At 69.4% G+C, this 13,201-nt stretch carries 12 protein-coding genes, 1 tRNA gene and 1 pseudogene; 7 read left to right on the forward strand and 7 right to left on the reverse strand.

Annotated features, from left to right (window positions below; all coding sequences use genetic code 11):
- Nucleotides 1-75 precede the first annotated feature (75 nt).
- Both ACFWBW_RS01085 and ACFWBW_RS01090 read left to right on the forward strand, forming a co-directional pair.
- Complete coding sequence (locus ACFWBW_RS01085; protein WP_385367378.1) at nt 76-1,605, forward strand: flotillin family protein; 1,530 nt, start codon at nt 76-78, stop codon at nt 1,603-1,605.
- Between the two features lie 122 nt (nt 1,606-1,727).
- Complete coding sequence (locus tag ACFWBW_RS01090; RefSeq protein WP_385367379.1) at nt 1,728-2,237, forward strand: SRPBCC domain-containing protein; 510 nt, start codon at nt 1,728-1,730, stop codon at nt 2,235-2,237.
- Nucleotides 2,238-2,661: 424 nt separating this feature from the next.
- Here the strand turns inward: ACFWBW_RS01090 and ACFWBW_RS01095 are convergent, their stop codons facing one another.
- A complete protein-coding gene (locus ACFWBW_RS01095; RefSeq protein ID WP_385367381.1) occupies nt 2,662-2,886 on the reverse strand; it encodes a hypothetical protein in 225 nt (74 codons plus the stop codon).
- 903 nt (nt 2,887-3,789) lie between these two features.
- Here ACFWBW_RS01095 and xerC point away from each other — a divergent pair.
- A pseudogene (gene xerC, locus ACFWBW_RS01100) lies at nt 3,790-4,293 on the forward strand (tyrosine recombinase XerC); the annotation flags it as partial.
- Between the two features lie 77 nt (nt 4,294-4,370).
- Here xerC and ACFWBW_RS01105 read toward each other — a convergent pair.
- The 3 genes from ACFWBW_RS01105 to ACFWBW_RS01115 form a co-directional block, all read right to left on the reverse strand.
- Nucleotides 4,371-4,444: transfer RNA gene (locus ACFWBW_RS01105), tRNA-Pro, on the reverse strand.
- Nucleotides 4,445-4,484: 40 nt separating this feature from the next.
- The gene (locus ACFWBW_RS01110) at nt 4,485-5,180 is read right to left on the reverse strand and encodes a Pr6Pr family membrane protein (protein ID WP_385367383.1); all 696 of its coding nucleotides are present in this window, start codon (nt 5,178-5,180) and stop codon (nt 4,485-4,487) included.
- A 36-nt stretch (nt 5,181-5,216) separates the two neighbouring features.
- Entirely contained in the window at nt 5,217-6,155 is a 939-nt protein-coding gene (locus tag ACFWBW_RS01115) for a metallophosphoesterase (RefSeq protein ID WP_385367385.1), read from the reverse strand.
- A 79-nt stretch (nt 6,156-6,234) separates the two neighbouring features.
- Between ACFWBW_RS01115 and ACFWBW_RS01120 the strand changes: the two genes are divergently transcribed.
- On the forward strand, nt 6,235-6,696 hold the full coding sequence (locus tag ACFWBW_RS01120) for a GatB/YqeY domain-containing protein (RefSeq protein ID WP_243330535.1): 462 nt from the start codon (nt 6,235-6,237) through the stop codon (nt 6,694-6,696).
- Nucleotides 6,697-6,792: 96 nt separating this feature from the next.
- On the opposite strand, the gene ACFWBW_RS01125 is transcribed toward ACFWBW_RS01120, so the two are convergent.
- Nucleotides 6,793-9,063, reverse strand: coding sequence for a transglycosylase domain-containing protein (locus tag ACFWBW_RS01125; RefSeq protein ID WP_385367387.1), 2,271 nt, complete (start codon nt 9,061-9,063; stop codon nt 6,793-6,795).
- Nucleotides 9,064-9,449: 386 nt separating this feature from the next.
- On the opposite strand from ACFWBW_RS01125, the gene ACFWBW_RS01130 reads away from it, so the two are divergent.
- Nucleotides 9,450-9,800 (forward strand): WhiB family transcriptional regulator, encoded by a 351-nt coding sequence (locus ACFWBW_RS01130; RefSeq protein WP_385367389.1) that lies wholly within the window; start codon nt 9,450-9,452, stop codon nt 9,798-9,800.
- A gap of 29 nt (nt 9,801-9,829) precedes the next feature.
- Here the strand turns inward: ACFWBW_RS01130 and ACFWBW_RS01135 are convergent, their stop codons facing one another.
- Nucleotides 9,830-11,125 carry an ArsA family ATPase gene (locus ACFWBW_RS01135; protein WP_385367391.1) on the reverse strand — a complete coding sequence of 432 codons (1,296 nt, stop codon included), beginning with the start codon at nt 11,123-11,125 and terminating at the stop codon, nt 9,830-9,832.
- Nucleotides 11,126-11,139: 14 nt separating this feature from the next.
- A complete protein-coding gene (locus ACFWBW_RS01140) occupies nt 11,140-12,120 on the reverse strand; it encodes an ArsA-related P-loop ATPase (protein ID WP_385367393.1) in 981 nt (326 codons plus the stop codon).
- Between the two features lie 76 nt (nt 12,121-12,196).
- Between ACFWBW_RS01140 and ACFWBW_RS01145 the strand changes: the two genes are divergently transcribed.
- Together ACFWBW_RS01145 and ACFWBW_RS01150 are read left to right on the forward strand one after the other, a co-directional pair.
- Nucleotides 12,197-12,361 carry a DUF4177 domain-containing protein gene (locus ACFWBW_RS01145; protein WP_112447450.1) on the forward strand — a complete coding sequence of 55 codons (165 nt, stop codon included), beginning with the start codon at nt 12,197-12,199 and terminating at the stop codon, nt 12,359-12,361.
- Nucleotides 12,358-12,831, forward strand: a complete 474-nt coding sequence (locus tag ACFWBW_RS01150; protein WP_243330527.1) for a RidA family protein — start codon at nt 12,358-12,360, stop codon at nt 12,829-12,831. The genes ACFWBW_RS01145 and ACFWBW_RS01150 overlap by 4 nt, the downstream gene beginning before the upstream one ends.
- Nucleotides 12,832-13,201 lie beyond the last annotated feature (370 nt).

Genomic DNA, 13,201 nt, shown 5'->3' on the forward strand with positions numbered 1-13,201 from the left:
CCACCACCCCATACCCACCACCACACCCCATCCATCACCGATCTGCCCCCACGGGGGAGGCAGGGGAGATCCGACATGAGTCCAGTCGTCATAGCGGTCGTGGGAGTCTTCGTACTCCTCGTCCTACTCGCCCTGGTCGTCGTCACGCGCTACAAGGTCGCCGGGCCCAGTGAGGCGTTCCTGATCACCGGCCGGCGCGGCAAGAGCTCCACCGACCCGGAGACCGGACGGATCTCCACCGACAACAGCGGCCAGAAGGTCGTGGTCGGCGGCGGAGTCTTCGTCGTCCCCTTCGTGCAGCAGCGCTACACCCTGGACCTCTCCAGCCGCCACATCCCCGTCGCCGTGCGCGGCGCGGTCACCCTGCGCGGGATCAAGGCCAACCTCGAAGGCGTCGCGATCGTCAAGGTCGGCGGCAACGAGGACGCCATCCGGGCCGCCGCCCAGCGTTTCCTGCAGCAGCAGGACGGCATCGTCGGCTTCACCCAGGAAGTCCTCTCGGGCGCCCTGCGCGCCATCGTCGGCCGCATGTCGGTGGAGGACATCATCCGTGACCGTGCCGCCTTCGCGGGGCAGGTCGCCGAGGAGGCGGAGGCCAGCCTGTCCGGGCAGGGCCTGGTCCTGGACGCCTTCCAGATCCAGGACATCACCACGGAGGGCTCCTACCTCGAAGACCTCGGCCGCCCCGAGGCCGCCCGTGCCAAGCAGGAAGCCGACATCGCCGAGGCCAACTCCCGCCGTGCCGCCGAGCAGGCGCGCCTGAAGGCGGAGGAGGAGATCGCGGTCGCCGAGCGCACCCTGTACCTGCGCCAGGCGGAGATCAAGGCCGAGACCGACGCGGCGGCCGCCCAGGCCAACGCCGCCGGTCCGCTGGCCGAGGCCGACCGTCAGCAGCAGATCCTCGCCGAGCAGGAGAAGGTCGCCGAGCGGCAGGCAGCCCTGACCGACCGTCAGCTCGACACCCAGGTCCGCAAGCCCGCCGACGCCCGCCGCTACGAGGCCGAGCAGGAGGCGGAGGCCAAGCGCGTGGCCCGCGTCAAGCAGGCCGAGGCCGAGCGCCTCGCGGCGATCGCCGCCGCCCAGGGCGAGGCCGAGCGCGCCCGCCTCACGGGTGAGGGCGAGAAGCAGCGCCGCTCCGCCCTGGCCGAGGCCGAGGCCATCGAGGGCGCCAAGCGCGGTGAGGCCGAGCGCGCCCGCCGTGCCGCCATCGCCGAGGCCGTGCGCCTGGAAGGCGACGCGGAGGCCGCGGCCATCCTGGCCAAGGGTTCGGCCGAGGCCGAGGCCATGCAGAAGAAGGCGGAGGCCTTCGAGGCGTACGGCGACGCGGCCATGATCCAGATGATGGTCGAGGCGCTTCCGCAGGTCGTGGCCAAGGCCGCGGAGCCCCTCTCGGCCATCGACAAGATGACCGTCATCTCCACCGACGGCGCGAGCAAGCTCTCCCGTACGGTCACCGACAACGTCGCCCAGGGCATGGAGCTCCTGAGCTCCACCACCGGCGTGGACCTGGCCGAGCTCCTGAAGGGCTTCACCGCGGGAGCCCCGAAGGACCCCGCCACACCGGAGACGCCCTCCCCCAACGGAAAGATCGAGATCACCAGCTGACCCTGCTGAAGCACCCCCCGAGGCCCGCTGCCGAGCAGCGGGCCTCGCGTCTGTGCCGGTGCCCGTCTCTGCGACCGCAGCCCACCGAGCCGCCGCCGCTTCGCCGCGGAAGAATGTCCCGCATGACGCCTCCCGCGACCCCCGCGAGCCCCGCGACGCCGATGGACACCGTCACCCTGGAGCGCCGCATCGCGGCCCGCCCCGAAGCCCTCTTCGCCTTCCTCACCGACCGGGAGAACTGGCTGTCCTGGATGGGCGCCGAGGGTACGTTCTCCTTCGAGCCCGGTGGCTCGTACCGCACCCGGGTCACCGGCGAGGACGTGGCCTCGGGCCGCTTCCTCGACGTCGACCCGCCCGGGCGGCTCGTCTTCACCTGGGGCTGGGAGGAGGGCGGCGGCACGCCCGTCGCGGCCGGCTCCACCACGGTGGAGATCACCCTCGAACCCACCGCCCAGGGCGCCGGCACCGTGCTCCACCTGATCCACAGCGGCCTGCCCTCGCCGGAGGCGTGCGAGGCGCACGCGGAGAGCTGGCAGCACTACGTCGACCGCCTCGCGCTCCGCGCCGAAGGCGCCGACCCGGGCCCGGACCCGTGGACGCGGCAGCCGGCAGGACAGCCGGCAGGTCAGTGACCCGCTGACAGCTCGCCGCTCAGATTCCCGTGCATCCCTGCGCTGTGCTCGTTCAGCCCAGTGATCTCGACGCTCTTGCCGCGCCGCCGGTAGCAGTTCACGAGGGGCCGCCTTCGGTGTCTGCGGCCTAAGAGGGTCAGTTTCGCCGACAGGCTGCAACACTCGGGATGTTGCAGTTGTCTATGACCCGGACCGCCCGGACGGTTACAGCTCGATCTGGTCAGTCCATTTCCGCAGGGCACACGCTAAACCAGGCAGTCGGATACCTGGGACACGTTCAACGCCAGATGTGGACGGTCACCCGGGGGCGCCAGCGCTGCTCCCTCAATCATCGATGACCCCGACGACGGTGGCCGCGGCAGTGTGGTCAATCAGGGGTGTCACAGACGCTTCGCGAGCTGCGACCGTTGGCGCGCGTGTTGTTCTACGACTTGGGTGGCGGAAGCTCCTTCGAGTTCACGTGCCGCAGCGATTCCTTGATCTTGCATTCCCGCTCGACGTCCGGATCTACCGACAGCCGGCTGATCAACTCGGGATGCTGGTCGACGATGGCAACTGCTGCTTTCAGCTCTGCAAGGCAGTCTGGTTCCTCGGAGCTCTGTGCAACGAGGCCGAGGTAGCCGCAGAAGGCAACGGTGATTGCGGCCACGTGAGGGGCAAGTGTCCCCAGCAACCATTGGGCTTTGGTCTGCGGGTAGGGGTGGAGCGATGTCGGCCCCTGCGGTGTGGTCATGACGCTCGCCGGGATCGGCCGTCTGAGTCTGGACATGAGCCCGGGCAGAGATCAGACGCCTCCTGCACGGCCCCAGCCCCCATGAGCGCGGCTCGGTACTGCAGAAGACTCCTCCGCAGCGAGTCGCTTCCGGCGCTGTGCGCTTTTCCATCCTCGTGCAGACGGTCTTGCACATCCAGGGCCAGCCCGTGGAGAAGCATCACGTATCTACGTCGCCTTTCAAGCGCCCACACGAGCGCTGCCACTCCGTACATGAGGACCACGAAGGCAACGCCATAAAATCCCTCGGCTAGAGGTTGGCGCGGCGGCTTGATGATCGCCAGGCAGATGATTAACACCGCCGAAGCGAAGAGTGCGACACCACCTGCAGCGAAGTAGGAACGAGGGGGAGGGACTGAGGCCAGTAGCTTTTCCCCCAAAGCAAGCCACGCTTGATCCGGCTTGGACTGGGCTCCGGCTGCCGGCGCGTCGTACCGCTCACTGCCGGCAGAGTCGAAAGGGCCGTAATCGGATGCGTTCACACGATCACGGTAGGTTCGTTCATGTGCTCTGTAGGCGTGTTTGAGTGCGACGCTGGTGCAGTCAGGTGAGAAAGGCACCCGAAGCGCCCATTTCGGCGCGCAGTCATCTGTGTAGACCGGCATCGCTCGCTGCGCGCCGAGTCATTGTCCCCAAGGACGACTCGGGCACTGGCGAAGACGCCCCACGCCAGGGTGAACCTGCCGTCTGGGCGCGTGGTGTGTGGCGCGGATGCGGATGCGAGTGTGATCCCCGGGCTGATCCTCGGGCCCATGGCCGAAGGCTCCCGTCGTGACCGCGTTGAAGGGGGACCCGGACGCGTTGCCGCCCGTACCGCCGCACGTCGCGGTGTGGCGGTCGGTCCGGTCCGCTGGGGACACCAAGACGCGGAAGTCCCGCCGGATGATCGCTCTGCCGGCCAGGTGCGTGGATGCCCTGTGGCAGCAGTTCGAGGAGCAGGGGTGGGACCGGCTTGCCGCCAGTGATCAGTGGACGGAGAAGGGTCTCGTCTTCTCCTCCGCGACGGGGACGGAGCTGGACTCCACGAACGTCCGGCGTGCGTTCCGGCAGGCCATCACGGGAGCCGAAGGAGTCGACGCGAAGGAGTGGACCCCGAGGGAGCTGCGGCACAGCTTCGTGTCCCTGCTGTCGGACAGCGGGGTCCCGCTCGAAGAGATTTCCCGGCTGGTCGGCCACTCCGGGACGGCCGTCACCGAGGCGGCCTACAGGAAGCAGATCCGGCCCGTGATCCAGACCGGGGCGACGGCCATGGACGAGATCTTCAGGGCCGCTCCGAACCCATAGTCACTCAGTTAGTCACCCAAACGCAGAAGACCACCTACCGAAATCGGTAGGTGGTCTTCTGACCTGGTCTTACGAAGTCGGGGTGGCGGGATTTGAACCCACGACCTCTTCGTCCCGAACGAAGCGCGCTGCCAAGCTGCGCTACACCCCGATGTCCACCGTTGCAGCGCTTGCTGCCCTGGCGACATCGATTACTTTAGCGGACCCTCGGCCGGAGACGAAATCCGGTTTTCGCGCGGCGGGCGGTAGCGGTCCGCCATGACCAGGGCGAGGCCGAGGGCGTAGAAGGCGAGGCCCAGGACCACCGCGTTCAGCGCGACCCGCGCGTAGCCGTACTGGGCGGCGTCGATGAAGGGGTACGTGTACCGGCTCGGGACGCCGGGGGAGAGGAGGGCGCCGCGGATCAGCGCGAAGACCACGTAGACCAGGGGGTACGCCAGCCACTGCGCGGCGTAGCGCGGGCGCAGGGTGCGGGGGGCCGTCAGGAAGAGGAAGTCCAGGACGGCGCCGATGGGGGTGACCGTGTGGAGGAGCTGGTTGGCGACGGACTTCGCGCCGGTCAGCTTGTCCAGGTCCTCGACCACGTTGAAGGGGCTCGACGGGTTGGCGAGGAGCAGGTGGAAGACCAGCCCGGTGATCAGGATGAAGAGGAGGACCCCGCCCCGCCAGAAGGGGGCGACGTCCTGCTCGCGCCGGTGGACGCAGAGGGCGGAGAGTCCGTAGACGACCGCGACCAGGATGTTCGTCCAGATCGTGAAGAAGCTCAGGACCACGGGCACGCTGCCGTACACGCACTCGATGACCAGGCCGGTGACGGCCGCGGCCGCGATCAGCCCGCGGAAGGCGACGGTCGGGAGGCGGAGCGCGCCGGGTGCGGGTGTGATCATCCTGTCAACGTACCCGGAGGACCGGGCCGGACCGCGTTACGCCTTCGGGGTCAGTGTCAGCAGTGTCGCCTCGGGCGGGCACGCGAAGCGCACCGGGGTGAAGCGGTTGGTCCCGCAGCCCGCCGATACGTGGAGGTACGCGCGCTGCCCCTGCGTCTCGTGCGTCGAGAGGCCCTTCACCCGCTTGGTGTCCAGGTCGCAGTTGGTGACGAGCGCCCCGTAGAAGGGGATGCACAGCTGCCCGCCGTGCGTGTGGCCGGCCAGGATCAGCGGGTACCGGTCGGCGGTGAAGGCTTCGAGGACGCGCAGGTACGGGGCGTGCACCACGGCCATCGAGAAGTCCGCGTCGGCCTCCGGGCCGCCCGCGACCTTCGCGTACCGGTCGCGCTTGATGTGCGGGTCGTCCAGGCCGGTGAAGGCGAGCTCCAGCCCGTCGAGCTTGAGCCGGCCCCGGGTGTTGGTGAGGTTGATCCAGCCGGCAGCGTCGAAGGCGTCCCGCATTCCCTCCCACGGGTTGTGGACGGCACCGACGACCGGCGCGTTGCCGTTGAGGCCGTGCCTGCCCTGCGTCTTCTCCAGCAGGTAGCGGCCGGGATTGCGCAGCCGGGGGCCGTAGTAGTCGTTCGACCCGAAGACGTACACGCCGGGGAAGTCCATCAGCGGGCCGAGCGCGTCGAGGACTTCCGGCACGCCCTCCGTGTCGGAGAGGTTGTCGCCCGTGTTCACCACGAAGTCGGGGCGCAGTCCGGCGAGCGACTGCAGCCAGGCGCGCTTCTTGCGCTGTCCGCCGACCATGTGGATGTCCGAGACCTGCAGGACGCGCAACGGGCGCATCCCCTGCGGGAGCACGGGGACCGTGACCCGGCGCAGCCGGAAGGACCGGGCTTCGAAACCGGCGGCATAGGCCAGACCGGCGGCCCCCGCCGCGGCGATCCCGGCGGTGACCTTCAGAGGTACTCCGTAACGCGCACGCATGCCCATATGTTCGCAGACCCGGCAACCCCGCCGGGAAACCGGAGGGCGCCCGGGCCCCCGTACCTGGCAGACTCGGGACATGACCACGCTCAAGGCCAAGCTCCAGGAAGACCTCACCACCGCCATCCGCGCGCGCAACGAGCTCGCCTCGTCCACGCTGCGCCTGACCCTCTCCGCCATCACCAACCAGGAAGTCGCGGGCAAGGAAGCCCGGGTGCTCTCCGACGAGGAAGTCCTCAAGGTGATCGCCAAGGAGGCGAAGAAGCGCCGCGAGGCCGCGGACGCCTTCGCGCAGGGTGGCCGTCCCGAGCAGGCCGCGCGGGAGACCGCCGAGGGCGAGTTCCTCGACACCTACCTCCCCAAGCAGCTCGGCGAGGCCGAGCTCGACGCGATCGTGGCGCAGGCCGTCGAGGAGGCCAAGGCGGCGGGCGCCGAGGGGCCGCGGGCCATGGGCGCCGTGATGAAGATCGTGAACCCGAAGGTCGCGGGTCTGGCTGAGGGCGGGCGCGTCGCCGCCGCCGTCAAGAAGCACCTGTCCTAGTAAGGGATCCCCGTAAGGGAAAAGGGAAACAGGGAGGGCCCCCACCGATCCGGATGCGGATCTGGTGGGGGCCCTCCCTCGCTTTCCCTGCGGGGCCTAGTCGCGGCCGCCGATGATGCCCGGCGGGAGCGTGATCCCGCCGAGCGGGTCGGTCCCGCCCGTGCCGCCGTCGGTTCCGCCGTTGGTTCCGCCGGTCGTCTGCCCGCCGGGCCGCCCGTCACCGGGCTTGCCGTCCCCGCGGCCCGGCTTGCCGGGCTTACCCGGCTTGTTGGGCTTGCCGCCGGGGGTCGGGCTCGGGGTGTCGGCGATGTGCACCGTGACGAAGGGCGGGGCCTCGCGGCCGGAGAGCGCGCCGGAGACGGCCTGCTTCCAGATCGGGCCGGGCAGGCCACCACCGAAGACCTTGTCGTAGTACTGGCCGCCGATGGTGATGTTCTCCATCGACACCTGCTTGGCGCCGCCGGAGCCGACCCAGGTCGCGCCGGACATGTTCGGGGTGTAGCCGACGAACCAGGCGTTGTAACGGCTGTCGGTGGTACCCGTCTTGCCGGCGCTCTCCCGGTCCTTCAGGCCCGACTGCTGACCCGTACCGGAGTCGACCACGCCGAGCAGCAGCGTGTTGATGGTGTCGGCGGTCTTCTCGGTCATCGCGCGGCCGCACTTCGACTTCGGGACCGTCAGCGCCTTGCCGTGCGAGTCGGTGATCGACTCGATGGTGACCGGGGTGCAGTACACGCCGCGGTTGGCGAAGGTGGCGTAGGCGTTGGCCATGGTCAGCGGGGACATGCCCTCACTGCCGAGCGCGATGGCGGGGACCTCGGGGAGCTTGGCGCCGTTGGCCGGGATCACACCGAGCTTGGTGGTCATCTCGGTCACGGGGCACAGGCCCACCTCGGAGATCATCTCCACGAAGTAGGTGTTGACCGACTTGGCCATCGCCTCCCTCATGCCGTACGGGCCGACCTCGGACTCGGTCTCGTTCTCCACCCGGGCCTTGGGGCTGCCCGTGTTGACCCAGGGCTTGTCGCCGCAGGTCTGCACCGGGCTCGGGTAGTCCATGTCGTACGGGGACTGGTACATCTTCGTCGGCGGCAGTCCGCCCTCGAGGGCCGCGGCCGCGACGAAGGCCTTGAAGGTGGAGCCGGTCGGGAAGCCGAAGTTCGAGCCGCCCATCTTCTTGTCCACCGAGAAGTTGATCTGGGTCTCGTTCTTGCCGAAGCCGTACGGCTTCGACTGCCCCATGGCGAGGACCCGCCCGGTGCCGGGCTGGACGAGGGTGACGGCCGTGGCGACCTTGTCGTCCTGGTCCACGTGGTCCTTGATGGACTCGTTGACGGAGTCCTGCGACTGCGGGTCCAGGGTGGTGCGGACCGTGAGGCCGCCCTGGTTCCAGACCTTCGCCCGCTCCTCGCGGGTCTTTCCGAAGGCGGTGTCGTCGAGGAAGGTGTTGCGCACGAAGTCGCAGAAGAAGCCCGCGCCCTTGACGGCGGTGATGCAGCCGTTCTTCGGCTTGGTCACCTTCAGCTGGACCGGCTTCGCCTTCGCCGCGTCCGCCTCGGCCTGGGAGATGTCCTTCACGTCCGCCATGCGCTGGAGGACGATGTTGCGGCGCTTCATCGCCTCCTGCGAGTCGTTCAGCGGGTCGTACCGGCTCGGCGACTGGACCACGCCCGCCAGCAGCGCCGACTCTTCCAGGGTCAGGTCCTTGGCGGCCTTGCTGAAGTAGCGGTGGGCGGCGGATTCGATCCCGTACGCCTGCTGGCCGAAGTACGTGATGTTGAGGTAGTTCTCGAGGATCTTGTGCTTACCGAGCTCCTCCTCGACCTGGATCGAGTACTTCAGCTCGCGGATCTTGCGTCCGAGGCTCTTCTCCTGGGCCTCGCGCACCTTCGTCTCGTCGTCGCCGGCCTCTTCGACGAAGACGTTCTTCACGTACTGCTGGGTCAGCGTCGACGCGCCCTGCGCGGCGCCGCCCTCCTGGGCATTGCGGTTGACCGCACGCAGGATGCCCTTGAGGTCGATCGCGCCGTGCTCGTAGAAACGCGAGTCCTCGATCGCGACGATGGCCTTCTGCATGTACGGGGAGATGGCCGTGATCGGGACCACCTGCCGGTCACGCGAATAGACCGTGGCGATCAAGCCACCCTCCGCGTCCAGAATCGTGGTGCGCTGGCTCAACGGTGGTGTCTTGAGATTGGCCGGGATCTCATCGAACCCCTCGACCGTGCCCTTGGCCGCGAGCCCCAGGGCGCCGGCGCCGGGGATCGCGATCCCCGCCAGCACAACTCCGGAGAGAACGGACACACCGAGGAACTTGGCGGCCTGCTGTGGCCCCGTGAGCCCGCCGCCCGAGCGCTTCTTTCCCATAGAGGGCAGCCTACGTTCTCATTCGCCGGACACGCGCGAATGCCTTGGCCTAAGCTGTCCTCAACTGTCACAGCAGTGCGGTGGGACATCAACCCCTCGGCTTGTTTTTCACCCTTCCCGAATGGGGTGGACGCATGTCCGAATCTCGCCCCCTGTGATCAGCATGCCCCGTCGATTTCACCCAAATCGCCGGAATGGTCGGGCATGTCGCAGGATCACTCCGTCGGGTGATCTGCCGCTTACCCATAGTCCGTTCGGACCATTCAAGATTGGGCCCGTCGGGGGTGTTGCACTGTGCCCACCTTCCGTAACGTCCTCAACTGGCAGCGGTGAATATGCCGCTACCGCCGTGGGGGAGCCTCGATTCGGGAGAGGACGGCGCCGGGATGGGCTGGGTTACCGACTGGAGTGCGCAGGCAGCCTGCCGCACTACCGATCCGGATGAACTGTTCGTTCAAGGAGCGGCACAGAACAGGGCCAAGGCGGTGTGCACCGGATGTCCGGTGCGGACCGAGTGCCTGGCCGACGCGCTCGACAATCGTGTCGAGTTCGGAGTGTGGGGCGGAATGACCGAGCGGGAACGACGTGCGCTGTTGCGCCGGCGTCCCACCGTCACCTCGTGGAGGCGACTGCTCGAAACCGCACGCACGGAGTACGAGCGCAGTACGGGCATCCTCACCATGGATGCCGATGAGGAGATCGACGTTCCGTACGAGACGTACCTGGCAGCCGGGTAGACCACCTGGGCACCACGTCGTAGGAACGCCTACGCTCCGGCCGGAACCCCGGCCGCGAGTCGCTCTCCGATGGCCCGCAGCCCGGCGAGGTCGTGTACGTCGCCGGGCAGGGCGGCCACTTCGGCCACCGCCACCTCGGGGTGCAGCGAGGTGAAGCGGTCACGCGTGCGCTGTTCGCGCGCGATGACCTGCATGCGCTCAGCGTGCAGGCGGAGCAGTCCTGCCGTGATCACATCCACGTCGGCGTCGGCGCCGGTCTCTCGCTCCGTGCGGGTATCGGGGTCGGAGTCGGGGTCGGGGTCGGATTCGGAGGCCGTGGAGTCACGAAGTCCAGCTTTCCCGGACTCCTGATCCACAATGCGGCCTTCTTCAAGATTCTCCGCGGCGGCCAACGCCCGCTCCGCCGACAGCTGTTCGGCGCCGCTGCCGTGCACCCGGTTCAGTACGAGCCCGGCCAGCGGCATCCGCTCCGCGGCCAGCCGCTCCACGAAGTACGCGGCCTCGCGCAGCGCGTCCGGCTCGGGCGCGGAAACCACGAGGAAGGCCGTGCCGGGAGCCTGGAGGAGCTGGAAGGTCGCGTCCGCGCGGGTGCGGAAACCACCGAACATCGTGTCCATGGCGGCCACGAAGGTCTGTACGTCCTTCAGCAGCGAGGCACCCATCAGCTTGCTCAGCGTGCCCGTCATCATCGACATGCCGACATTGAGGAACTTCATCCCCGCCCGGCCGCCCACTTTCGCCGGAGCCATCAGCACCCGGATGAACTTCCCGTCCAGGAAGGACCCCAGGCGCCCCGGCGCGTCCAGGAAGTCCAGCGCGGAGCGGCTCGGCGGGGTGTCCACCACGATCAGGTCCCAGTCGTCCCGGGCCCGCAGCTGTCCCAGCTTCTCCATCGCCATGTACTCCTGCGTGCCCGCGAAGCCGGCCGACAGGGACTGGTAGAAGGGGTTGGCGAGGATGGCCTCGGCCCGCTCGGGGTCGGAGTGGCCCTCGACGATCTCGTCGAAGGTCCGCTTCATGTCGAGCATCATGGCGTGCAGTGCGCCGTCGTTCCCGTTCCCGGACACGCCCGTCACCCGGCGCGGGGTGTTGTCGAGCGAGTCGATCCCCATCGACTGGGCCAGCCTGCGCGCCGGGTCGATGGTCAGGACGACCACCTTGCGCCCGCGCTCGGCCGCCCGTACCCCGAGCGCCGCGGCGGTCGTGGTCTTGCCGACCCCGCCGGCCCCGCAGCACACGATGATCCGGGTCTGCGGATCGTCGAGCAGCCGGTCGACGTCCAGCCGCGGGGGAGCGTCCATCTTCGCCTCCGTCATCGCTTCCATCGTCCCGGCCCCGTTCATTCCCCGCCCACTTGCTTGCGCAGCTCCGCGGCGAGCCCGTAGAGCCCGGCCAGGTCCATCCCCGCGCCGAGCATGGGGAGTTCGTACGTCGGCACGTCCAGCCCCGCCAGTACCGCCCGCTGGGCGCGCTCCAGCTCCACCCGGCTCGCGTGCTCGGTGGCCTGCGCGAGCAGCGGGTCCACCAGCCGTTCGGCCACCCCGCCGCGCCGGGCGCTGCCGAGGCCGGCCCGGGACAGCGCCCTGGAGACGTCGGAGCGCCGCTCGCCTGCGGCGGCGCGCAGGGCCGCCTCGTCGAGGTGGTGCGGCCGGACCATGTTGACGACGACCCGCCCCACCGGCAGGCCCGCCTGCTGGAGTTCGGCGATCCCGTCGGCGGTCTCCTGCACGGGCATCTCCTCCAGCAGGGTGACCAGGTGCACGGCCGTCTCGGGGGACTTGAGCACCTTCATCACGGCCTGCGCCTGGTTGTGGATCGGCCCGAACCGGGCCAGGCCCGCCACCTCGTCGTTGACGTTCAGGAAGCGGGTGATCCGCCCGGTCGGCGGAGCGTCCATGATCACGTGGTCGTAGACGAACCGGCCGGCCTTGTCCTTGCGCCGGACCGCCTCGCACGCCTTGCCCGTCAGGAGCACGTCCCGCAGCCCCGGCGCGATGGTCGTCGCGAAGTCGATGGCGCCGAGCTTCTTGAGGGCGCGGCCGGCCGAGCCGAGCTTGTAGAACATCTGGAGGTAGTCGAGGAGCGCCCGCTCCGCGTCGATGGCGAGCGCGTAGACCTCCCCGCCGCCCGAGGCGACGGCGATCTTCCGGTCCTCGTAGGGGAGTGCCTCCGCCCCGAAGACCTGGGCGAGGCCCTGCCTGCCCTCGACCTCCACGAGAAGTGTCCGCCTGCCCTCGCGTGCGAGGGCGAGCGCGAGTGCCGCGGCGACCGTGGTCTTGCCGGTGCCGCCCTTGCCGCTGACCACCTGGAGCCTGCTCACAGGGCCCGAGCCTAATTCCTCCCCGGCGGCGGCGGTGGTGCCGGGGCCCCGCACGGCAGGCACTACGCTCGCTCCCATGACCAAGAAGTTCGAATACGCGACCGTCCCGCTGCTGGTCCACGCCACCAAGCAGATCCTGGACACCTGGGGCGAGGACGGCTGGGAGCTCGTCCAGGTCGTTCCCGGCCCGAACAACCCCGAGCAGCTCGTGGCCTACCTGAAGCGGGAGAAGGCGGCATGAGCGGAGTCGTCGAGGCGAAGCTGGCCGAACTCGGCCTGACCCTCCCCGAGGTCGTCCCGCCGCTGGCCACGTACCAGCCGGCCGTGCGGTCGGGTGCCTACGTGTACACCGCGGGGCAGCTCCCGATGGTCAAGGGCAACCTGCCGGTGACCGGCAAGGTCGGCGCCGAGGTCTCGGCGGAGCAGGCCAAGGAACTGGCCGCGACCTGCGCGCTGAACGCGCTGGCCGCGGTGAAGTCCGTCGTCGGCGACCTCGACAAGATCGCGCGCGTCGTGAAGGTGGTGGGCTTCATCGCCTCCGCCCCCGACTTCACGGCCCAGCCGGGCGTGTTGAACGGCGCGAGCGAGCTGCTGGGTGCCGTCCTCGGCGACAAGGGCGTCCACGCCCGCAGCGCGGTCGGCGTGGCGGTCCTCCCGCTGGACGCCCCGGTCGAGATCGAGATCCAGGTCGAACTGGTCCCGGGAGCCTGACCTCGGCGTGGCCCTGAGGGGCCGAACGTCCACCCAGGAGGGGCCGGACCCTGCCCGTAGGGCACGATCCGGCCCCTCCTGCGTTTGCTCTTCAGCCGTCCGGCGTTCGAGGACCGGGGTCTGGGGCGGAGCCCCAGGGGGGTCCGGGCGCAGCCCGGTAACCCTCTCCAGCCCGTCCGGCGCTTGAGGACCGGGGTCCGGGCAGCGCCCGGGGCATCCCCCAGCCCCGCCGGCGTTTGAGGCGCGGGTCCGGGCAGCGCCCGGGGAACGGGCGAAGGGCGGGTAGGGGAACTCGCCCCGCGCAGCGCAAGGGCCACAGCGGGAACTTCCCCCGCGCAGCGGCAAGGGCCACAGCGGGAACTTCGCCCCG

The organism is Streptomyces sp. NPDC059957, from assembly GCF_042730015.1.
GTDB lineage: Bacteria > Actinomycetota > Actinomycetes > Streptomycetales > Streptomycetaceae > Streptomyces.